This is a genomic window from Pelagivirga sediminicola (assembly GCF_003072125.1).
Classification (GTDB): domain Bacteria; phylum Pseudomonadota; class Alphaproteobacteria; order Rhodobacterales; family Rhodobacteraceae; genus Roseovarius; species Roseovarius sediminicola.
This window is the reverse complement of the sequence record NZ_QCYH01000006.1, coordinates 233,324-253,238: the sequence shown is the minus strand read 5'-3', so window position 1 is coordinate 253,238 and position 19,915 is coordinate 233,324. Positions and strand designations below refer to the sequence as shown.

The 19,915-nt window shown below is 66.0% G+C and carries 23 protein-coding genes and 1 riboswitch; of the genes, 12 read left to right on the top strand and 11 right to left on the bottom strand.

From position 1 onward, the window contains the following. Positions 1 to 99: 99 nt before the first annotated feature. On the bottom strand, positions 100 to 459 hold the full coding sequence (gene gcvH / locus DC366_RS12505; RefSeq protein WP_108692542.1) for a glycine cleavage system protein GcvH: 360 nt from the start codon (positions 457 to 459) through the stop codon (positions 100 to 102). A 21-nt stretch (positions 460 to 480) separates the two neighbouring features. Continuing rightward, complete coding sequence (gene gcvT / locus DC366_RS12500; protein ID WP_108692541.1) at positions 481 to 1,605, bottom strand: glycine cleavage system aminomethyltransferase GcvT; 1,125 nt, start codon at positions 1,603 to 1,605, stop codon at positions 481 to 483. A gap of 168 nt (positions 1,606 to 1,773) precedes the next feature. Further along, a riboswitch (glycine riboswitch) is annotated at positions 1,774 to 1,861 on the bottom strand. Between the two features lie 103 nt (positions 1,862 to 1,964). On the opposite strand from gcvT, the gene DC366_RS12495 reads away from it, so the two are divergent. Beyond that, positions 1,965 to 2,537, top strand: coding sequence for a gamma-glutamylcyclotransferase family protein (locus tag DC366_RS12495; protein WP_108692540.1), 573 nt, complete (start codon positions 1,965 to 1,967; stop codon positions 2,535 to 2,537). Positions 2,538 to 2,645: 108 nt separating this feature from the next. Here DC366_RS12495 and gltX read toward each other — a convergent pair whose 3' ends face one another. Next, positions 2,646 to 3,971 (bottom strand): glutamate--tRNA ligase, encoded by a 1,326-nt coding sequence (gene gltX / locus DC366_RS12490; RefSeq protein ID WP_108692539.1) that lies wholly within the window; start codon positions 3,969 to 3,971, stop codon positions 2,646 to 2,648. A 63-nt stretch (positions 3,972 to 4,034) separates the two neighbouring features. Beyond that, positions 4,035 to 4,739 (bottom strand): NYN domain-containing protein, encoded by a 705-nt coding sequence (locus DC366_RS12485; protein ID WP_108692538.1) that lies wholly within the window; start codon positions 4,737 to 4,739, stop codon positions 4,035 to 4,037. A gap of 189 nt (positions 4,740 to 4,928) precedes the next feature. On the opposite strand from DC366_RS12485, the gene DC366_RS12480 reads away from it, so the two are divergent. After that, entirely contained in the window at positions 4,929 to 5,381 is a 453-nt protein-coding gene (locus DC366_RS12480; protein WP_108692577.1) for a GNAT family N-acetyltransferase, read from the top strand. A 10-nt stretch (positions 5,382 to 5,391) separates the two neighbouring features. Here DC366_RS12480 and DC366_RS12475 read toward each other — a convergent pair whose 3' ends face one another. Continuing rightward, complete coding sequence (locus DC366_RS12475; protein ID WP_108692537.1) at positions 5,392 to 5,898, bottom strand: GreA/GreB family elongation factor; 507 nt, start codon at positions 5,896 to 5,898, stop codon at positions 5,392 to 5,394. A gap of 7 nt (positions 5,899 to 5,905) precedes the next feature. Beyond that, positions 5,906 to 6,343, bottom strand: a complete 438-nt coding sequence (locus DC366_RS12470; protein ID WP_243405117.1) for an NUDIX domain-containing protein — start codon at positions 6,341 to 6,343, stop codon at positions 5,906 to 5,908. 72 nt (positions 6,344 to 6,415) lie between these two features. Here DC366_RS12470 and DC366_RS12465 point away from each other — a divergent pair, with 72 nt between their 5' ends. From DC366_RS12465 to DC366_RS12455, 3 genes are all read left to right on the top strand, one after another. Then, a complete protein-coding gene (locus tag DC366_RS12465) occupies positions 6,416 to 7,150 on the top strand; it encodes an esterase/lipase family protein (protein ID WP_108692535.1) in 735 nt (244 codons plus the stop codon). After that, the gene (locus DC366_RS12460; RefSeq protein WP_108692534.1) at positions 7,147 to 8,289 is read left to right on the top strand and encodes an alpha-D-ribose 1-methylphosphonate 5-triphosphate diphosphatase; all 1,143 of its coding nucleotides are present in this window, start codon (positions 7,147 to 7,149) and stop codon (positions 8,287 to 8,289) included. The genes DC366_RS12465 and DC366_RS12460 overlap by 4 nt, the downstream gene beginning before the upstream one ends. Before the next feature lie 111 nt (positions 8,290 to 8,400). Further along, the gene (locus DC366_RS12455) at positions 8,401 to 9,726 is read left to right on the top strand and encodes a lytic murein transglycosylase (RefSeq protein ID WP_108692533.1); all 1,326 of its coding nucleotides are present in this window, start codon (positions 8,401 to 8,403) and stop codon (positions 9,724 to 9,726) included. Positions 9,727 to 9,908: 182 nt separating this feature from the next. Here DC366_RS12455 and groL read toward each other — a convergent pair whose 3' ends face one another. The 3 genes from groL to DC366_RS12440 all read right to left on the bottom strand — a co-directional run bounded on the left by groL (position 9,909) and on the right by DC366_RS12440 (position 12,768). Then, entirely contained in the window at positions 9,909 to 11,549 is a 1,641-nt protein-coding gene (groL, locus tag DC366_RS12450; protein WP_108692532.1) for a chaperonin GroEL, read from the bottom strand. 74 nt (positions 11,550 to 11,623) lie between these two features. Continuing rightward, complete coding sequence (locus DC366_RS12445) at positions 11,624 to 11,911, bottom strand: co-chaperone GroES (protein ID WP_076534294.1); 288 nt, start codon at positions 11,909 to 11,911, stop codon at positions 11,624 to 11,626. 185 nt (positions 11,912 to 12,096) lie between these two features. Continuing rightward, positions 12,097 to 12,768: a DUF2161 domain-containing phosphodiesterase gene (locus tag DC366_RS12440; RefSeq protein ID WP_108692531.1), complete on the bottom strand. Its 672-nt coding sequence runs from the start codon at positions 12,766 to 12,768 to the stop codon at positions 12,097 to 12,099. A gap of 100 nt (positions 12,769 to 12,868) precedes the next feature. Here DC366_RS12440 and DC366_RS12435 point away from each other — a divergent pair, with 100 nt between their 5' ends. Together DC366_RS12435 and DC366_RS12430 are read left to right on the top strand one after the other, a co-directional pair. Next, the gene (locus tag DC366_RS12435; protein ID WP_108692576.1) at positions 12,869 to 13,789 is read left to right on the top strand and encodes a manganese-dependent inorganic pyrophosphatase; all 921 of its coding nucleotides are present in this window, start codon (positions 12,869 to 12,871) and stop codon (positions 13,787 to 13,789) included. A 3-nt stretch (positions 13,790 to 13,792) separates the two neighbouring features. Next, complete coding sequence (locus DC366_RS12430) at positions 13,793 to 14,095, top strand: DUF1294 domain-containing protein (protein ID WP_108692530.1); 303 nt, start codon at positions 13,793 to 13,795, stop codon at positions 14,093 to 14,095. Between the two features lie 42 nt (positions 14,096 to 14,137). Here DC366_RS12430 and DC366_RS12425 read toward each other — a convergent pair whose 3' ends face one another. Then, positions 14,138 to 15,025: a cation diffusion facilitator family transporter gene (locus DC366_RS12425; RefSeq protein ID WP_108692529.1), complete on the bottom strand. Its 888-nt coding sequence runs from the start codon at positions 15,023 to 15,025 to the stop codon at positions 14,138 to 14,140. Positions 15,026 to 15,144: 119 nt separating this feature from the next. Between DC366_RS12425 and DC366_RS12420 the strand changes: the two genes are divergently transcribed. The 5 genes from DC366_RS12420 to DC366_RS12400 all read left to right on the top strand — a co-directional run bounded on the left by DC366_RS12420 (position 15,145) and on the right by DC366_RS12400 (position 19,081). Continuing rightward, positions 15,145 to 16,020 carry an HAD family hydrolase gene (locus DC366_RS12420; RefSeq protein ID WP_108692528.1) on the top strand — a complete coding sequence of 292 codons (876 nt, stop codon included), beginning with the start codon at positions 15,145 to 15,147 and terminating at the stop codon, positions 16,018 to 16,020. Between the two features lie 135 nt (positions 16,021 to 16,155). Next, positions 16,156 to 16,599, top strand: a complete 444-nt coding sequence (locus tag DC366_RS12415; RefSeq protein ID WP_108692527.1) for a MaoC family dehydratase — start codon at positions 16,156 to 16,158, stop codon at positions 16,597 to 16,599. A 57-nt stretch (positions 16,600 to 16,656) separates the two neighbouring features. Further along, complete coding sequence (locus tag DC366_RS12410; protein ID WP_108692526.1) at positions 16,657 to 17,589, top strand: bifunctional riboflavin kinase/FAD synthetase; 933 nt, start codon at positions 16,657 to 16,659, stop codon at positions 17,587 to 17,589. Continuing rightward, positions 17,586 to 18,041 carry a YcgN family cysteine cluster protein gene (locus DC366_RS12405; protein WP_108692525.1) on the top strand — a complete coding sequence of 152 codons (456 nt, stop codon included), beginning with the start codon at positions 17,586 to 17,588 and terminating at the stop codon, positions 18,039 to 18,041. Before DC366_RS12410 ends, DC366_RS12405 begins: the two co-directional genes overlap by 4 nt. Continuing rightward, positions 18,041 to 19,081 carry a threonine aldolase family protein gene (locus DC366_RS12400; RefSeq protein ID WP_108692524.1) on the top strand — a complete coding sequence of 347 codons (1,041 nt, stop codon included), beginning with the start codon at positions 18,041 to 18,043 and terminating at the stop codon, positions 19,079 to 19,081. The genes DC366_RS12405 and DC366_RS12400 overlap by 1 nt, the downstream gene beginning before the upstream one ends. A gap of 21 nt (positions 19,082 to 19,102) precedes the next feature. Here the strand turns inward: DC366_RS12400 and DC366_RS12395 are convergent, their stop codons facing one another. Further along, positions 19,103 to 19,915: an alpha/beta fold hydrolase gene (locus tag DC366_RS12395; protein WP_108692523.1), complete on the bottom strand. Its 813-nt coding sequence runs from the start codon at positions 19,913 to 19,915 to the stop codon at positions 19,103 to 19,105.

Here is a 19,915-nt window from a genome sequence, read left to right as displayed (position 1 = left end):
CAGGTTCCGGAAGCCAGGCAAGCCTCTCATGTGCCCTGCCCATGCTTCATCTTGGCAAAAATACTCCCGCCAGAGGCGTCCCCCGGCGGGATGCGGGCGCTAGCCGATGAATTTCTTGTAGGCGGCCTCGTCCATCATGTCGTCCAGCTGGCTCATGTCATCGGTCTTGATCTTGAAGAACCAGCCATTGCCGATCGCGTCCTCGTTGACGGTGCTGGGCGCGTCGGCCAGCGTCTCGTTCACCTCGACGATCTCGCCGTCGATGGGGGCCAGGATGTCGCTCGCGGCCTTGACGCTTTCGATCACGACGACCTCGTCATCCTTGACCACCTCGGTGCCGACCTCGGGCAGTTCGACAAAGACGATGTCGCCCAGCTGCTCGGCGGCATGTTCGGTGATGCCGACGACGATCAGATCGTCCTCGACGCGCAGCCATTCGTGTTCTTCGGTAAATTTCATGCCTGGGATCTCCCTTGGATATCAGCGTTTGAAGTTTGCAGGTTTGAAGGGCAGCGCGACCACCTTGGCGGGCAGGCGTTTGCCCCTGACCTCACCGTAAACGGTGGTGCCCGGCGCCGCCAGATCGGTTGAGACATAGCCCATGGACATCGGCGCCTCGATGCTGGGCCCGAACGCGCCGGAGGTGATGGTGCCGATCGCCGTCTCGGCGGTCTCGTCCGCAAAAAGCGGCGTGCCTTCGCGCATCGGCGCGCGCCCTTCGGGCGACAGCCCCACGCGGCGGCGCTCGGCGCCTGAAACCAGTTGCGGCAGGATCACGTCGGCGCCGGGAAATCCGCCCGCCCGCGTGCCGCCCGCGCGGCGCACCTTCTGAATGGCCCAGCCCAGATTGGCCTCGACCGGGGTGGTGCCTGCGTCGATGTCATTGCCGTAAAGGCACAATCCCGCCTCCAGCCGCAGGCTGTCCCGCGCGCCAAGGCCAATGGGTTCGACCGCGTCATGCGCCAGAAGCGCGCGCGCCAGCTCCTCGGCGCGGCCCTCCTCGACCGAAATCTCGTAGCCATCCTCGCCGGTATAGCCCGACCGCGACAGCCAGACCTCGCCATACTCCGACGGTAATACAGCGATATCCATGAAGCGCATCGCGGCCGCGCCCGGCACCAGCGCCTCCAGCACTGTTTCCGCCTCGGGGCCCTGCAGCGCCAGCAGCGCGCGGTCCGTCACCTCGGTCACGGTGCAGCCGGTCATCGCCTTGGTCATGCGCGGGATATCGGCATCCTTGCGGCTGGCATTGACGACGACGAACATCTCTTCGCCGCGCCGCGCGATCATGAAATCATCCTCGATCCCGCCAAGCGCGTTGGTGAACATCGCATAGCGCTGCCGCCCATCGGCAAGGCCCGCCACATCAACAGGCACCAATGCTTCCATCGCGGCGGCAATCTCGGCGTAGCCGCCCGGCGCGGTGATCACGACCTGGCCCATGTGGCTGACATCGAAAAGACCGGCCTGCGCGCGGCAGTGCAGATGTTCCTTCATCACGCCCATCGGATATTGCACGGGCATGTCGTAGCCCGCAAACGGGACCATCTTGGCCCCCAGCTCGCGATGCAGCGCGTTCAGCACCGTCACCTTCAGATCGCTCATACCGGCCCTCCTGCCATGGCTGCCGGGCTGATGAAGTTATCAACTGCGGCATCGCAAAGACGCAAGTGTCCGGGTCCGGACTGCTGCGCCACGATGCCCCCTCTGTCCTTTGGCCTGAGATCGCTATCCCTTCGGCGGCCCCGCATGCGGGGCACTCTCCAGAGTCTGATGATCGGAGCGGTCCTTGCGCCTGAGAGTTTCCGGGGCGGTTGCTCCTTCGGCACCGGCAGCTTGCCGGTTCTCCCGTTCCAATCGCCGTGGACCGTAGTATACCGCGCCAGCCACGGCAAGGGGAATTGCGCGCGCGGGCGCAGCCGCGGGCTGTTGCGATTCGCCGCAGGGTGCGGCAGAACACGGCCATGAACGCACATGCACACGCCTATTTCTTCGGCTATGGCAGCCTCGTGAACCGGGGCACCCACAGCTTTCAGGATGCACATCCGGCGCGGCTGAACGGCTGGCGGCGCACATGGCGCCCGACCAGTCGGCGCGAGGTGGCGTTCCTGTCGGTGGTGCGCGACGAGGATGCGTGGATCAACGGGCTGATCGCGCCGGTGCCCGACGACGACTGGCACGCGCTCGACATCCGCGAGGGGGCCTATGACCGCGTCCCGGCCGAGCACATGATCGAGCATCCCCTGCCCCATACGCCCCAGATCGCCGTCTATGCCGTGCCGGAGCGCCCGGACGAGGCGCCGGGCGAGCATCATCTGCTGCTCAGCTATATCGACGTCGTCGTGCAGGGATATCTGCGCGAGTTCGGCACCGACGGCGCACAGCATTTCTTCGAGACGACCGATGGATGGGAGGTGCCGGTGCTGGACGACCGCGCGGACCCGCATTATTCGCGCGCCTGCCGCCTCAGCCGCGAGGAAACGGACGTTGTGGACGCCGCGCTCGCGCGCCTGCCGGTGACGATGCGCCGGGCCTGAAGCGTTTCGAGAAAAACTGAGGCGCAGCTTTTCTCGAAACGCCCATACCACGACAGTGTTTCGCGCGTTTCGAATTATCTTCGCGCCTCAAGTATAATTCGAAACGCTTTAGCCGCGGGCGCGGATCACCTGCAGCAGCGGCAACACCTGCGCCATTTCAGGGCCATGCGCCTGCCCGGTCAGGGCCTTGCGCAGCGGCATGAACAGCGCCTTGCCCTTGCGGCCCGTCTCTTCCTTCACGGCCGTTGTCCAGGCGGCCCAGCTGCCCTCGTCCAGCGGTCCTTCGGGCAGAAGGGTCATGGCGGTCACGATGAACTCGGCATCCTCGTCCTCGATCACCGGCTCGGCGCCGTCGCGGAACATCGCCCACCATGCATCCAGATCCTGAAGCGTCGTGATGTTGTCGCGCGTCACCGCCCAGAATTGCGGCGCCAGATCGTCCGGCACACCCAGCGCGGCAATGCGCGGCGCGACGGCGGCATAATCCAGCCCTTGCAGGTAATGCGCCGTCAGCGGGAACAGATCGTCGACGTCGAACTTCGTCGGCGCGGCGCCAAAGCGGCTGATGTCAAAGCCGTCGATCAGCGCCTCCATGTCGGTGCGCAGCTCGACCGGATCGGCGCTGCCCAGACGCGCCATCAGGCTCAGCAGCGCGGCAGGCTCGACCCCTTGGGCGCGCAGATCGCGCAGGGACAGCGTGCCCAGACGCTTGGACAGGGACTCGCCCTGCGGGCCGGTCAGCAGCGAGTGATGGGCAAATTGCGGCACAGCTCCGCCCAGCGCCTCGATGATCTGGATCTGGGTCGCGGTGTTGGTCACATGGTCCGATCCGCGCACGATATGCGTGACGCCCATGTCGGTATCGTCCACCACCGAGGCCAGCGTATACAGCACCTGCCCGTCCCCCCGGATCAGCACCGGATCGCTGACCGAGGCGGCATCGATGCTGATATCGCCCAGCACGCCGTCATTCCACTCGATCCGCTCCTGGTCCAGCTTGAAGCGCCAGACGCCCGGCCCCCGCTCGGCCCTCAGACGGTCCTTTTCGGTATCATCCAGCGCCAGCGCGGCGCGATCGTAAACCGGCGGGCGGCCCATGTTCAGCTGCTTCTTGCGCTTGAGGTCCAGCTCGGTCGGGGTCTCGAACGCCTCATAGAAGCGGCCCATCCCGCGCAGTTTCTCGGCCGCGTCGTGGTAGCGGTCCAGCCTCTCGGACTGCCGCTCGACGCGGTCCCAGTGCAGGCCCAGCCAGTCCAGATCCTCCTTCAGCGCGTCGACATATTCCTCCTTGCTGCGAACCGGGTCGGTGTCATCGATGCGCAGGATGAAGGTGCCGCCCGCCTTGCGCGCGATGAGCCAGTTCATCAGCGCGGTGCGCAGGTTGCCGACATGGATATAGCCGGTAGGCGAGGGTGCAAAACGGGTGATGGTCATCGGGCGCTCCTTGATCGGGTTTGATGTGTCACAGGGCCGCGCGCTTGTCCAGATTGCGGCGCCTCAATCCCTGCGCCGCACCATCAGCTGATTGCCCTCGCGGCGCGTCTCCAGCACCTTGATCGCGGCGATCAGATCGCTCAGCTTCTTGTGGCCATAGGAGCGCGTGTCGAAATCGGGATTGGCCGTGGTGATCTGCTGGCCAAGGCGGCCCAGCGCATACCAGTCGCTGTCCTGATCGATGCTGTCCATCGCCTTGAACAGCAGATCGCGCGCCTCGTTGAGGTTGACCGCGGCGGGTTTGGCCGGCGCCTCCTCGGGCTGTCCGCCAAGGTTTTCAAGATAGATGAAGCGCTTGCAGGCCTGCCGGAATGCCTCGGGCGTCTTTTTCGCGCCGATGCCGAAGGCGCCCAGCCCCTGCTCGCGGATGCGGCTGGCCAGCCGGGTGAAATCACTGTCCGAGGACACCAGCACAAAGCCGTCGAAACGGCCCGAATGCATCAGGTCCATCGCGTCGATCACCAGCGCGATGTCCGAGGCGTTCTTGCCCACGGTATTGGCCGGTTGGTGATGCGGCACGAGGCCGAACTCGGCCTGCACCTTGTTCCAGCCGCTCATCTGCTGGGAGGAAAAATCGCCATAGCAGCGGCGCACCGATGCCTCGCCGATGCCGGCGATCTCGTCGAAGATCGCCTTGGTCCAGCGCGGCGACGTGTTGTCGGCGTCAATCAGCACGGCCAGAAGGGGGGTGCGGTCACGGTCGGACATGGTAGGGCTCCTCTTTTTGGGCTTCATGCCCGATTGTCGCGCCCAGTGAAAGCCGCGAGTGCGCGCACGGGCCCGCTTGCGCGAGACTGCCGAGGCAAGAACGCCGCGAAGATCATGGACACCGCGCCGATTGCGCCCATACTGCGCCATTGCGCGTCGCGCCGCATCCCGCCGATTTTGGAGACCGACATGAGCCCGAGATTCCCCGAATTCAGCCGCGACATGCGCGCAGGCGAAGAGGGCGCCGTCGATGACCTGCTGACACGCGCCTATGGAGACGCCAGCGCGGCGCGGGTGATCGGGGATCTGCGCCGGTCGGGTCTGGTGGCGGGCGAAGTGGTGCTGCCCTATCGCGGCACGATCGTGGGGTATTACGCCCTGTCGCGGATGCAGGCGCCGGATGATCTGCTGTGCGTTGGACCGATGGCCATAGACCCGGACTGGCAACGCGCCGGGCACGGACGGCGCCTGATCGGGCTTCTGGCCGAATGGGCGCGCCTCACGAAGCAAGGGGTCATCGCCAAAGGGCCGCAGGGTTTTTTCCTGCGCGCGGGGTTTCGCAGCGTTGCGGATGATATCGCCATCGCCGGACCCGAGCGGGATCTGCCTGAGCTGCGCTTTCCCGCGGCACTGGGGCGTTGATGGGACCCGCTCACTCCGCCCGCTTGCGGATGGCCGTCACCTCCAGCTCGACCGTTCCGCTGGGGCGGGGCCATTCGACGACATCGCCAAGCTGCGATTCGAGCAGCGCGCGCGCCAGGGGCGACGCCGCCGCGATCAGCCCTTTCGCCGGATCCGCCTCATCCTCGCCGACGATAGTGTAGGTGGTGGTCTTTCCGTCCTCGTCCACCACATCGACGGCCGCGCCGAACTGCACCGACGGATAGTCGCCCTCGGGCGGCGCGACCAGAATCGCCGTGCCCAGCCGGGCCGCCACATAGCGCAGATCGCGCTCGGCCACGGCCAGCGGATAGAGCGCCTCGGGATCGTCCGCGGTGCTGCGCAGGCGGGCGATATCAGCCTCCAGCGTCTCGGCGCGGGCCTGAAGCTGCGCAAGACCGCGCGGGGTGACGTGGTTCGGATGCGGCGAGATCGGCAGATCGTCCAGCCGCTGGGGCGCGGTGCTGCCGTCCTCCTCCTTGGTGAAAGCCTTGTTCATATCACACCTACGTTACGATCTTTTCCAAGGCATCATAGGCCACACCTGTTGAAAAGGCGATATCGGGCAGGCTGCCGGGTTTCAGCCGAATGTCGCGCAGCGCGGCGCGCGTGAACCAGCGGCGGCGCGTCACGATACCTTCGGGATCGGGCCAGTCGTCGTCGATCACGCCGGACGCCAGCGTGCAGCGAAAGAATATCTCGACCTGGTGAAAGTCCCGCTCGGGCGCGTGGAATTCGTTGACCAGACAGGGCGCACCGACATCGATGCCCAGCCCGGTTTCCTCATACACCTCGCGCTTCAGCCCCTCGGCGAGGCTTTCATGCATCCGCGCGCCGCCGCCCGGCGCGCACCAAAGATCGCTGTCCGGCCCCGGCCAGGCGTTCACCAGCAGAAGATGCGCTTCGTGGATCAGGACCGCGCGGGCGGCGACACGGATGGGCATGGGCACGCTTTCAGCTGTGACTTCGGCAACGAGGCCTTTTCGCGGGTGCAGTTTGCGCATATCTGACGATGGATGAAAACATCGGTCCTCATAGCGGCGCTTGCGCTGCCCGCGCCCGCATTTGCGGACTGCGCCGTGCTGCTGCACGGGCTGGCGCGCAGCAACGCGTCCTTTCTGGTCATGGGCGAGGTGTTGCAGGCGTCCGACCTGCAGGTGGTCATCCCCTCCTACCGCTCCACCAAGGCGCGGATTTCGGCGCTGGCGGACAGGGTGCTGCCGGGCGCCGTGGCGGAATGCGGCGACCAGAAAGTGCATTTCGTGACCCACTCCATGGGCGGGATCCTGCTGCGCGCATGGCTGCCTGCGCATCGCCCCGAGCGGCTTGGGCGGGTGGTGATGCTGGCGCCGCCGAACCACGGCAGCCAGGTGGTGGACGAATTGGGCGGTCTGGAGCTGTTCGAATGGCTCAACGGCCCCGCCGGGATGCAGCTGGACACCGGCCCCGACACCTTCACCGAAAGCCTGCCGCCCGTCGATTTCGAGCTGGGCATCATTGCCGGAACAAGATCGCTCAACCCCTATTTCTCGCTTTTGCTGGAGGGGCCGGACGATGGCAAGGTCACCGTCGCCTCGACCCGCGTGGACGGGATGGCCGATCATATCGAATTGCCGGTGACGCATACGTTCATGATGAACAACCCCATGGTCATCGCGCAGGTCGAGCAGTTTTTGATGCACGGCGCCTTCGACCACGAGATGAACATCGGCGATCTGTTCGGCTGGGGCGACGTCTGGGGCGGCGAATGAGCCTGGCGCTGGAGTTTCGCGGCGCCGATGTGCTGCATCCCGGCGGGCTGTCGCGCGCGCCGCTCTCCATTGCGGGCGGTCGCATCGCGGCGGGCGGCGGGCGCGCGGTGGACATGAGCGGTTTCACCATCCTGCCCGGCATCATCGATGCACATGGCGACGGGTTCGAGCGGCATCTGGCGCCGCGCCGCGGCGCGATGAAGGACATCGGCGCGGGCCTGATCGCCGCCGAGGCCGAGCTGGCCGCCAATGGCGTGACCACCGCCATCCTCGCCCAGTTCTACAGCTGGGAGGGCGGCATGCGCGGCCCCGATTTTGCCCGGTCGGTGCTGGACGGGCTGGCGCAGACCCGGCCGGAGGTGGTCACGGATCTGCGCGTCCAGCTGCGGTTCGAGATCTCCATGCTGGACGATTATGACGCCGTGCGCGCGCTGATCGCCGCGCATGATATCGGCTATGTCGTCTTCAACGACCATCTGCCGCATGAGGCGCTGGAGGCCGGCAAACGCCCCCCCCGCCTGACCGGGCAGGCCCTGCGCATCGGGCGCAACCCCGAGCGGCATCTGGAGGCGATGCAGGCGCTTCACGCAGGCATGGACCGGGTGCCCGAGGCGCTGGCGCGGCTGACCGCCGATCTGGCCGCGGCGGGCATCGCGATGGGCAGCCATGATGATCGCAGCGCGGCCATGCGCGCCGGATGGCGCGCCATGGGCGTGACGATTGCCGAGTTTCCCGAAACGATGGACGCCGCAGAAGCCGCCCTTGCGGGCGGTGACAGCGTTGTCATGGGCGCGCCCAATATCGTGCGGGGCGGCTCGCATAACGGCAATGCGAGCGCGGTGGACCTGGCCGCGATCGGCTGCGTTCATGCGCTGGCCTCGGATTATCATTATCCGTCGATGCGGCGCGCGGCATTCTTGCTGTCGGATGCCGGGATCTGCAATCTGGCGGGCGCTTGGCATCTTGTTTCCAAGGGCCCGGCGCAGCTTCTCGGGCTGGCCGACCGCGGCGATCTGGGGGCGGGCAAGCGGGCCGACCTCGTCATTCTGGACAGTGCAAGCCGCCGGGTCGCCGCCACGCTGGCGGGCGGGCGCATCAGCTACATGGCCGGCGCCGCTGCGGAGCGCCTCGTCGCCTGACGGGCCGCGCGGGCGTCGGCGGTTCCTTGCAACCGCCCCAACCATGACGCTTTCGATTTTCCGGACTGTTGCCTATTGTGAAACAAAACCAGACGCAAAAGGAGGTATGCGATGACGCGAGCGGCATGGACCGGAGCAGTGCTGGCCCTGATGGCAAGCCAGGGGATGGCAGGCCCGCAGGTCACGCAATCACCGCGTCCCGAAGTGCGGCCCGAAACGCTGGCGCAGGCGGCGATCGCGACGGCCACGCCGCAGCGCCCCGCCCCTCGCCCCGGCGATCTGAGCCTGGTCGCACCGGCACCCGCGGCGCTTGCAAATCCCCGGTTTGACGCATGGATCACCGGCTTTCGGTCGCGCGCACTGGCCGCGGGCATCGCGGGCGCGGTGTTCGATGCGGCCTTCGCGGGCGTCACCTATGACACCAAGGTGATCGAGCTGGACCGGAACCAATCGGAATTCACGAAACAGATCTGGGACTATCTGGATACCGCCGTATCGGAGCAGCGCGTCAGCAACGGCAAGGCGGCGCTGGCCCAGCACGCCGATGCGCTGGACCGGATCGAGGCGCGGTTCGGCGTCGAGAAAGAGGTGGTCGCGGCGATCTGGGGGCTGGAAAGCGCCTATGGTGCCGCGCGCGGGGCCCGGCCGCTGATCGCATCGCTGGCGACGCTGGCTCATGACGGGCGGCGCGGCGCGTTCTTCGAGGAGCAGCTGATCGCGGCGCTCCGGATCATTCAGGCGGGCGACGTCGCGCCCCGCGCGATGACCGGCAGCTGGGCCGGGGCGATGGGCCATACGCAGTTCATTCCCACATCATACCTGACCTATGCGGTGGATTTTACTGGCGACGGGCGGCGCGACATCTGGTCGGACGATCCGGTCGACGCGCTGGCCTCGACCGCCGCGTATCTGGCGACATTCGGCTGGAAAAAGGGCCAGCCCTGGGGCGTGGAAGTGCGCCTGCCGGACGGGTTCGACCCCGCCCTTGCGCGCCGGTCCTTGATGCGCAGCCCGGCCGCGTGGGCCGCGGAGGGCATCCGCGACATGAATGGCAAGCCGGTGCCGAACCATGGCAACGCGTCCATCCTGCTGCCCGCCGGATCGAGCGGCGCCGCCTTCATGATCTTTGACAATTTCGCCGTGATCGAGCGCTATAACAAGGCCGACGCCTATGTCATCGGGGTCGGGCACCTGTCAGACCGGCTGAAGGGCGGCCCCGCGATTCAGGGCGAGTGGCCGCGCCATTACCATCCGATCTCGTCCGCGCAAAAGAAGGACATTCAGACCCGCCTTCAAAGCCGCGGCTTTGCGGTGCAGAAGATCGACGGGATCATCGGCCCCAACACCATCGACGCGATCCGCGCGTTCCAGCAATCGGCGGGGCTGCGCGCGGACGGCTATCCGTCACAGGAACTGCTGAAGGCGCTGGGCGGCTGACGGCCGGATCGGGGTATTTTTACCAAGAAAAAACACTGGCGCATCCAGCCCGGAACGCATGAAAAAAGGGCCGCCCGCAGGGGCCGCCCTTTCGTTTTATTGCGGGTGTGGGGGGCGCCGGTCCGGGCGGTTGCCCGGACCTTGCCGATCAGTTGAGGCCGCCGAAGCGACATCAGCCGATCTTACATCATGCCGCCCATGCCGCCCATGTCGGGCATGCCGCCGCCGCCGCCGCTGTCCTTCTGCGGCTTGTCGGCAACCATGGCCTCGGTCGTGATCAGCAGGCCCGCGATGGAGGCTGCGTCCTGAAGTGCGTGACGCACAACCTTGGCCGGGTCGATCACGCCGAACTTGAACATGTCGCCATATTCTTCTGTCTGTGCGTTGAAGCCGAACTTGACGTCGTTCGATTCGCGGATCTTGCCCGCAACGACCGAACCATCGACGCCGGCGTTCTCTGCGATCTGGCGCAACGGAGCCTCAAGCGCCTTGCGCACGATCGAGATGCCGACCGTCTGGTCGTTGTTGTCGCCGGTCAGACCTTCCAGAGCCTTGCCGGCCTGGATCAGGGCCACACCGCCGCCAACGACGATACCTTCCTGAACGGCCGCGCGGGTGGCGTTCAGCGCGTCATCGACGCGGTCCTTGCGCTCTTTCACTTCGACTTCGGTCATGCCGCCGACGCGGATGACGGCAACGCCGCCTGCGAGTTTCGCAACACGCTCCTGCAGCTTTTCCTTGTCGTAGTCGCTGGTGGTCTCTTCGATCTGGTTGCGGATTTGGGTGACGCGCGCCTCGATCTCGGCCTTTTCGCCGGCACCGTCGACGATGGTCGTCTCATCCTTGGTGATCGTGACCTTCTTGGCCGATCCCAGCATGTCCATCGTGACCGATTCCAGCTTCATGCCCAGGTCTTCGGAGATGACCTGACCGCCGGTGAGGATCGCGATATCCTGCAGCATCGCCTTGCGGCGATCGCCGAAGCCGGGTGCCTTGACCGCTGCGATCTTCAGACCGCCGCGCAGCTTGTTGACGACCAGCGTGGCCAAGGCCTCGCCTTCAACGTCCTCGGCGATGATCAGCAGCGGCTTTTGCGACTGGATGACCTGCTCGAGCAGCGGAACCATCGGCTGAAGCGACGACAGCTTTTTCTCGTGCAGCAGGATGATGCAGTCCTCAAGGTCTGCAACCATCTTGTCGGAGTTGGTCACGAAATAGGGGCTGAGGTAGCCACGGTCGAACTGCATGCCCTCAACCACATCGGTCTCGGTCTCGAGGCCCTTGTTCTCTTCGACGGTGATGACACCCTCGTTGCCGACCTTCTGCATCGCGTCTGCGATCTGCTGGCCGATTTCCTTTTCGCCGTTGGCGGAAATGGTGCCGACCTGCGCGACTTCGGCGCTGTCGGAGACGTCGCGTGCGGCCTTGCGAATGGCTTCGACAACCTTGGTGGTCGCCAGGTCGATGCCGCGCTTGAGGTCCATCGGGTTCATGCCCGCGGCAACCGATTTCATGCCTTCCTTGACGATCGCTTGCGCCAGAACCGTAGCTGTCGTCGTGCCGTCGCCGGCCTCGTCATTGGTGCGGCTGGCCACTTCCTTGACCATCTGCGCGCCCATGTTCTCGAACTTGTCTTCCAGCTCGATTTCCTTGGCCACGGACACGCCGTCCTTGGTGATGCGCGGCGCGCCGAAGGATTTGTCCAGAACCACGTTGCGGCCCTTGGGGCCCAGCGTCACCTTGACCGCGTCGGCCAGGATGTTGACGCCCTTGAGCATCTTGTTGCGGGCTTCGGTATCGAATTTGACGTCTTTAGCAGCCATGTCTCGATTTCCTTTGAATTGGATGTTTCAGGGTCGATGAGCGCCGCGCCGGAACGGGCGCGTCAAAGGCGAATTCAGGCCATCTTGCCCAGAATATCGCTTTCCTTCATGATCAGCAGCTCTTCGCCGTCGATCGTAATCTCGGTGCCGGACCACTTGCCGAACAGGATGCGGTCGCCGGCCTTCACGGCCATTTCGATCAGCTCGCCGTTATCCTTGCGCGCGCCATCGCCGACCGAGACGATTTCGCCTTCGCTGGGCTTTTCCTTGGCGCTGTCGGGGATGATCAGGCCGCCCTTGGTTTTCTCTTCGCCTTCAACGCGGCGAACGAGGACGCGGTCATGCAGCGGTTTAAATGCCATCTCTGAGGCTCCTTAGCTCAAAGTTACGTTATTACGGCCCGGTTCCGGGCCGTTAGCACTCACTCGGGGCGAGTGCTAACGAGCGGTAGTTAGGCAGTGCGCGCGCCCGTGTCAACCCGTTCGTGCCGCCGCGCCTCTCAAACCGGCGCCGCCGTGCCGCAAGGGGCGGAAACAGGCCGTTTGCGTCAGCCGCAGGACGGGAGCGGCGCGTCAGCCACGGCGGCCATGCCGGCTTCGCTGAGCGCATAGATGCCGCGCGCCACGCGGTCGAACCATCCATAGTGGTTGGCGGCCATGATCGCCGTGGCGCGCGCCACGCCAGCCCCGCGGGCGACCTGCGCGCCCTTGGCGGCGCCAGTGCCCGACAGATAGATCGCGCAGGCGATGGCATCCTGCCGGTAGGATGTCATCACCTGCCCGTTCGTGCCGCCCTGCGTGGGATCGCCTGCGCGGCTGTCGAACTCCTTTTCAAGACGCGCGCGCCGCTTGGGGGATCTGCGCGGCTGGAACGGGCCCGGCGCCGCGTGGCATTGCACCGCGCCATCCGCCAGCGCCACCGACAGAACGCCAAGGCCCAGCCGGCGGCAAAGGCCGACATTGCCTTTGAAAGCGCGCCAGCCGGCCTTGCCGCGCCAGCGCGGAACCGCGACATAGACCTCATCGCATTGCGCCTGCCGCACGACCGCCTGTTGCAGCAGGATCAGCGAGAACCCCAGCTTCAGTTCGACGATCACCAGCGCGCCGGGGCGCCGGGCCACGACATCCGCGCCGCCCACCTCGCCCTTGACGCGGTGGCCCTGCCCCTCCAGCCACGCCTTGACCGGGGCGTAAAGATCAGTCTCGAGCGGTTTTTTCATGCGCCGCAAACTGCCCCCGCCGCCCCCGCGTGACAAGCCCGCATCGCGCGCCTATAAGCTGCGCGCAAACGGAACCCCAAGACATCCAGGGAGCATGCCCATGACAACGCTCGTTTTCGGCCACACCTCACCCGACACCGACAGCACCGGATCGCCCATCATCTGGGCCTGGTATCTTCGCGAGGTGAAGGGGATCGATGCAAAGCCCGTGCTGCTGGGCCAGCCCAACACCGAGGCCGCGTTCATGCTCAAGCGCTGGGAGCTGGAGACGCCGCAGATCATCGAGGACGTGGAGGACGACCAGCCTGTCGTGATCGTCGACACCAACAACCCCTCAGAGCTGCCCGCCAATATCGGCAAGGCCGATATCCTCAGCATCATCGATCATCACCGCCTTGTCGGCGGGCTGGAGACGCGTGGCCCGCTGGAAATCCGGATCGAGCCGGTGGCCTGCACCGCGACCATCATGTGGAAGATGATCGGCAAGGACATGGCGCAGATGCCCGAAGGCATCAAGGGCGCGATGCTGTCCTGCATCCTCAGCGACACGCTGGAGTTCCGCAGCCCGACCACCACGGACGAGGATCGCGCGATCGCGCGTGATCTGGCATCGGATCTGAACATCGATATCGGCGATTACGCCGCACAGATGTTCTCGGCCAAATCCGACGTCTCGGCGTTTTCGGATGCTGAATTGCTGCGTATGGACAGCAAGGAATTCGAGCTGCCGGGCGCAAGGTTTCGCGTCTCGGTGCTGGAGACGACGGCGCCCGGCGTGGTTCTGGACCGCAAGAACAGCCTGATGCAATCGATGCAGACCGTGGCGGCCGAGGATGGCGTCGATCATGTCTTGCTGTTCGTGGTCGACATCCTGAACGAGGAAGCGACCCTCCTGATCCCCAACGACATGGTCAGGGATCTGGCCGAGAAATCCTTTGGCATCCGCCCGGACGGCGACACGGTGGTTCTGCCCGGCGTGATGAGCCGCAAGAAGCAGATCATCCCGAACCTCAAGATCTGACGCGTGGGGTCTGGCATCGGTCACCCGGCGGCGCTGGGTGGCTATCTGCTGATCGTGAACCTCATCACATGGCTTGCGTTCCGGCGCGACAAGCGGCGCTCGGAGACGCGCGACTGGCGCACACCGGAAAAACGGCTGCTGACGCTGGCGATCATCGGCGGCTGGCCTGCCGCCAAGCTGGCGCAGCGTTGGCTGCGGCACAAGACGCGCAAGCAGCCCTTCGCGTGGCAGTTGAACCTGATCGGCATCGCGTGGGGCTGGGCGCTTGCCTTCCTCGCCATCGCCGCTTTGCTCGCGCGGCCTTGAGGCGGGCGCCCCTCGATTTTTCGCGAAAAATCGGCGCCGCCCTCAACCTTCGACTTCGATCGTGACGTGGCCGATGCCATGCCGCTCGTCCAGGCGCGCGCGAATCGCTTGCTTGGCGGCGCGCGCGTCGCTGCCTGCCTCAAGCTCGATCACCATCGTGACCATGGGCCGCTCCTGCGTGACCGACCATGCGTGCACGTGCCGCACATCGCGCAGGCCCGGCACCTCGGCGCGCAGATCCCCGACCACCGCGCGCCGGTCGAACCCGTCGGGCGCGCCTTCCAGCAGGATGTGACCGCTTTGCGCCACGACTTTCCATGCAGAGCGCAGGATGATGACGGCGACCAGCACCGACAGGATCGGGTCGATCGGGGTCCAGCCGGTCCAGATGATGATCAGCGCCGCCACCAGTGCGGCAACCGATCCCAGCAGATCACCCATCACATGCAGCGCCGCGGCGCGCACGTTCAGGTTCTCGCCCTCGCCGCCCCGCGTCAGCACCCAGAACGCTATGATGTTGACCGCAAGCCCCCCAAGGGCGATCCACAGCATGACGCCCCCCAGCACCTCCTGCGGGCTGCTCAGCCGCTGCACCGCCTCCCACAGGATCCAGCCCGCAATGGCAAAGAGCGATATTCCGTTGACGAAGGCCGCCAGAACCGAGAACCGGTCGAAGCCGTAGGTCCGCTTCCAGTCCGCCGGGCGCCGGGCCAGCCGGAAGCCCAGCCACGCCAGCATGAGCGATGCGAAATCCGTCAGCATGTGCCCTGCATCCGCGATCAGCGCGAGCGAGCCCGATATGACGCCGCCGATCACTTCGGCCAGCATGAAGGCGCCGGTCAGGGCGGCGGCGATGGCGATCTTCGTCTCGTTCTTGGGGATGTGCGAATGATCGTGGCCGCTGTGATCGTGCGCGGAATGGTCCTGCATGGCGATGCTCCTTTCATCGCATCTAACGCAGGCGCGCGGCGGGCCGCAACCGCACTCGGCTCTGGCCATGGGGGGCTGCGCCTGCCATATCTGCACGCAAAGCCCCGCAAGGAGACGCCATGACCCGGATCATCCGATCGCTCGCCGAAATATCCGCCCGTTACGACGCGCTTTTCGTCGATCTGTGGGGATGCCTGCATAACGGCGTCACCGCCTACCCGGAGGCAGTGGCGGCGATGCAGACCTATCGCAAGGGCGGCGGCACCGTCGTGCTGGTCACAAACTCGCCCAAGCCGCGCAAGGGCGTGGCGGCGCAGCTGGGCCAGTTCGGCGTGCCCGAGGATGCTTATGACGCCATCGCCACCTCCGGCGATTCGGCGCGCGCCGCGATGTTCCGCGGCGTCGTCGGCGACAAGGTCTGGTTCATGGGCGAGCCCGAGCGCGACGCCGGATTCTTCGAGCCGATGGAGGTGATCGACGATCCCGCCCCCATCACCCGCGTGCCGCTGGAAGAGGCGACCGGCATCGTCTGCTGCGGGCCTTTCGATCCGCTGGCGGACCCGTCGGTGAACCGGCCCGAGTTCCTTTATGCCAAGCAAAAGGGAATGAAGCTGCTTTGCGCCAATCCCGATATCGTGGTGGATCGCGGCGATGTGCGCGAATGGTGCGCCGGGGCGCTCGCGCAACTTTATACCGAGATGGGGGGCGAGAGCCTCTATTTCGGCAAGCCGCATCCGCCGATCTACGATCTGGCGCGGCGCCGTCTGGCCGCATTGGGCAAGGACGTGGCCGAGGCGGATATCCTGGCCATCGGCGACGGGATCGGCACGGATATCGCGGGCGCGATGGGCGAGAACCTCGATTCGCTCTTCATCACCGGCGGGCTTGCGGCGGGCGAGACGACCGACGGCGATCAGCCCGATCCGGAGCGGCTGGAGGCATATCTGGCGAAAAAGATGGCCAGCCCGACCTATACGATCGGACATCTGCGCTGAATTCGGCGGCCTGGCGGCGATCGGGCCATAACAACCCAGTTAGGGGTTGATTTTCTGCGCCCGCGAAGTAATAAAGTTCCAATATCGGGCGCCCCGGCGCCTTAATGTTACCCACAGGACCACCCGGAGGGCCTCATGTTGGACAACATGCCGCGCGGCACGATCTGCATCGAAGACATCGAGATGGGCATGACGCGCCACATCCGCAAAGTCATCACCGAGCGCGATATCGAGCTTTTCGCCGAAGTCTCGACCGACCGGAACCCGGTGCACATGGATGACGCATATGCGCGCGACACCATCTTCGAGGGCCGCATCGCGCATGGCATGCTGACCGCCGGCCTTATCTCGGCCGTCATTGGCGAGCAGTTGCCGGGCCACGGCACGGTCTATATGGGCCAATCGCTGAAGTTTCTTGCCCCCGTGCGCCCCGGCGACATGGTCCATGCCGAGGTGGAGGTCATCAATATCGACCATGCCAAGCGGCGCGTGCAGCTCGATTGCCGCTGCACCGTGAACGGCAAGAAGGTGCTGATTGGCGAGGCGACCGTTCTGGCCCCGTCGCGCAAGTTCGACTGACCCCGGGCACACGCATCACCGCTTGCGAAGGTGGATGCGCCGCGCTAGGCAAGCGCCATGCGTATCTTCCATGATTACAGGGCCGTTCCGGCCACGGCCAAGGGCGCCAGCGCCGCCATCGGCAATTTCGACGGTGTCCATCTGGGCCACCGTGCGGTGATCGACATGGCGCGCGGCGCCGTGCCGGGTGCGCCCCTTGGCATCGTGACCTTCACGCCGCACCCGCGCGAGCATTTCGCGCCCGATGCCCCGCCGTTTCGCCTGATGAGCCCCGCCGCCCGCGCCAACCGCCTGGCCAAGCTGGAGGTGGATACCCTGTTCGAGCTGCCCTTCGATGCGCAGATGGCCGCGCTCACGCCGCGCGATTTCGCGCAGGACGTGCTCGCGGACGGGCTGGGCCTGTCGCATGTCGTCGTCGGGCGCGATTTCCGCTTTGGCAAGGATCGCGCGGGCGACGCGGAAATGCTGGCCGCGTTCGGCGCCGAAATGGGCTTTGGCGTGAGCATCGCCGATCTGCTGGAGGGGCAGGCCGGGGAGGTGTCTTCGACCGCGATCCGCCGCGCGCTGACGGGCGGACGCGTGCGCGACGCCGCCGCGATGCTGGGCCATTGGCACCGGATCGAAGGCAGCGTGATGAGCGGGTTCAAGCGCGGCCGCGAGCTGGGCTATCCGACCGCCAACATGTCCATCGCCGGGCTGCACCCGCCGCGTTTCGGCGTCTATGCCGTGCTGGTCGATGTGCTGACCGGCCCGCATGAGGGCCATTATACCGGCGCCGCCTCGCTCGGCGTGCGGCCGATGTTCGACGGCGAGGGGGCCAATCTGGAAACCTTCCTTTTCGATTTCTCGGGCGATCTGTACGGTGCGGAGCTGTCCGTGGCGCTGGTCGAATACCTGCGGCCCGAGGCGACGTTCGACACGCTCGACGCGTTCATCGCCCAGATGGATGCCGATTGCGCCCGCGCCCGCGATATTCTGGAAGCTCTATGAGCGGCCCGCTGCGCCCCCGCTTCTGGGAGGATACCCCCCTCACCCGCATGACGCGCCCCGAATGGGAGGCGCTTTGCGACGGCTGCGGCAAATGCTGCATGAACAAGCTGGAGGACGAGGACACCGGCGAGGTGGTGCTGACCCGCGTGGCCTGCCGCCTGTTCGACGACACCACCTGCCGCTGCGCGCAATACCCGATCCGCCACCAGTTCGTGCCGGAATGTATCGTGCTGAAGCCGACGAACATGGACGCGAACCTCTACTGGATGCCCGAAACCTGCGCCTACAAGCTGCTCTGGCAGGGCAAGAAGCTGTATGACTGGCATCCGCTGATCTCGGGCGATCCGCAAAGCGTGCATGACGCGGGCGTGTCGATGCAAAGCCGCACGATCCCCGAATTCGAGGTGGACGAGGACGATTGGGAAGACCACATAATCGAGGAGCCGACCTGATGTATTTCGCCTCCGACAACGCCGGACCGATGCATCCCGCCGTGGCCCGCGCGATGATCGCCGCCGATACCGGGTTTCAGCCCAGCTATGGCAGCGATACCATCATGGACGGCGTGCGCGCGCAGATCCGCGATCTGTTCGAGGCGCCTCAGGCCGCGGTCTATCTGGTGGCAACCGGCACCGCGGCCAATGCCCTGGCGCTGGCCACGCTGGCGCAGCCGTGGCAGACGGTGTTCTGCACCCCGCTTGCGCATATCAACGTGGACGAGTGCAACGCGCCCGAGTTCTACACCGGCGGCGCCAAGCTGAGCCTTGTGGGCGGTGGCGACAAAATGAGCGCCGATGAGCTGCGCGCGCGCATCGAAAGCTATCCCAAGGGCGACGTTCACAGTGCCCAGCGCGGCCCGGTGCAGATCACGCAAGTCACGGAAATGGGGCGGCTTTACACGCTGCAGGAGTTGCGCGCACTCACCGGCGTCGCGCGCGAATATGGCCTGCCCTCCTTCATGGACGGCGCACGGTTCGCCAATGCGCTGGTCGCCCTGGACTGCACGCCCGCCGAAATGACATGGAAGGCCGGGATCGACGCGCTCAGCCTTGGGGGCACCAAGAACGGCTGCGCCGGGGTCGAGGCCGTGATTTTTTTCGATCCGGTCCATGCCTGGGAATTCGAGCTGCGGCGCAAGCGCGGCGCGCATCTGTTCTCCAAGCACCGCTATCTTTCCGCCCAGATGCAGGGCTATCTGGCGGACGGCACATGGCTGGAAGCGGCGCGCGCCGCCAATTCCAACGCCGCGCGGCTGGCCACAGGGCTGCGCAACGTGCCGGAGCTGGAGTTCGTGGAGCAGCCGCAGGCGAACATGATCTTTGCCACCCTGCCCCGGCACGCGCATCAGCGGCTGAAGGCCGCGGGCGCGGTCTATGGCCTTTGGGGCGATCTGGAGGGTGCGGCTGACGAACGTCTGATGATGCGCCTTGTCTGCGACTGGTCGATCACGCATGAGACGATCGACGATTTCCTTGCGCTGGCGAAGGGCTGAACCGGGCACGGCGCCGCCCGCTCAGACCTGCCGCAGGAACCTCAGGATCTCGGCGCTCACCTGATCGGGATGGGTGGCCACCGACATATGCCCCGCCCCGCCGATCACGCCCCGCTGCGCGCGCGGCAGACGGGCGGCCAATGCCTCGGTGATCGCGGGGATGATCTGCGGCGCCTCGCTGCCTTCCAGCAGCAGCGCCGGGATATCCACCGCCTCCAGCACGCCCGGCTCCAAAAGCCCGCCCGCATCATCGTAAAGCGCCGGACTGGCCGCCGCGATCAACGGCATCTGGCGCGCGATGCGCGCCTGCGCCTCAGCGCTGAAACTGTCCCAAGGGCGCCCGCCGCCCCATGCCCCGATGAAGCCGCGCGCAGCCTCCATCGGATCGCCCGCCTCCATCGCCGCCTCGAAGGCACCGTATTCCACCAGATGCGCGGCGCAGGCTTCGGGCCGGTCCCGGAGACCCGCGGCGAAGAACACCGGCTCGATCATCACTAGCGAGCGGACCAGATTGGGCCGCTCCACCGCAAGACGCAGGGCGACCACGCCGCCGAAACTGTGGCCGATCAGATCGATCGGCGCGCCGTTCTGGACAAAATCGGCGGCGATGGCGGCGCAAGCTGCGCTCATCTCGGCGCGCCCGTCCCAATCGGCGCTGCGCCCGTGACCGGGCAGATCGAACGCCGTCATCGTCAGCGCCCCTGACAGCAATTGCGCCATGCCGCGCCAGATATTGACGTCGGCCAGGCTGCAATGGATCAACACCGCCGGGCGCGGGCCCTGGCCATATGTTGTCCAATACGTGGGAAATCCGCCCTTGTCCGAACAGGGCAT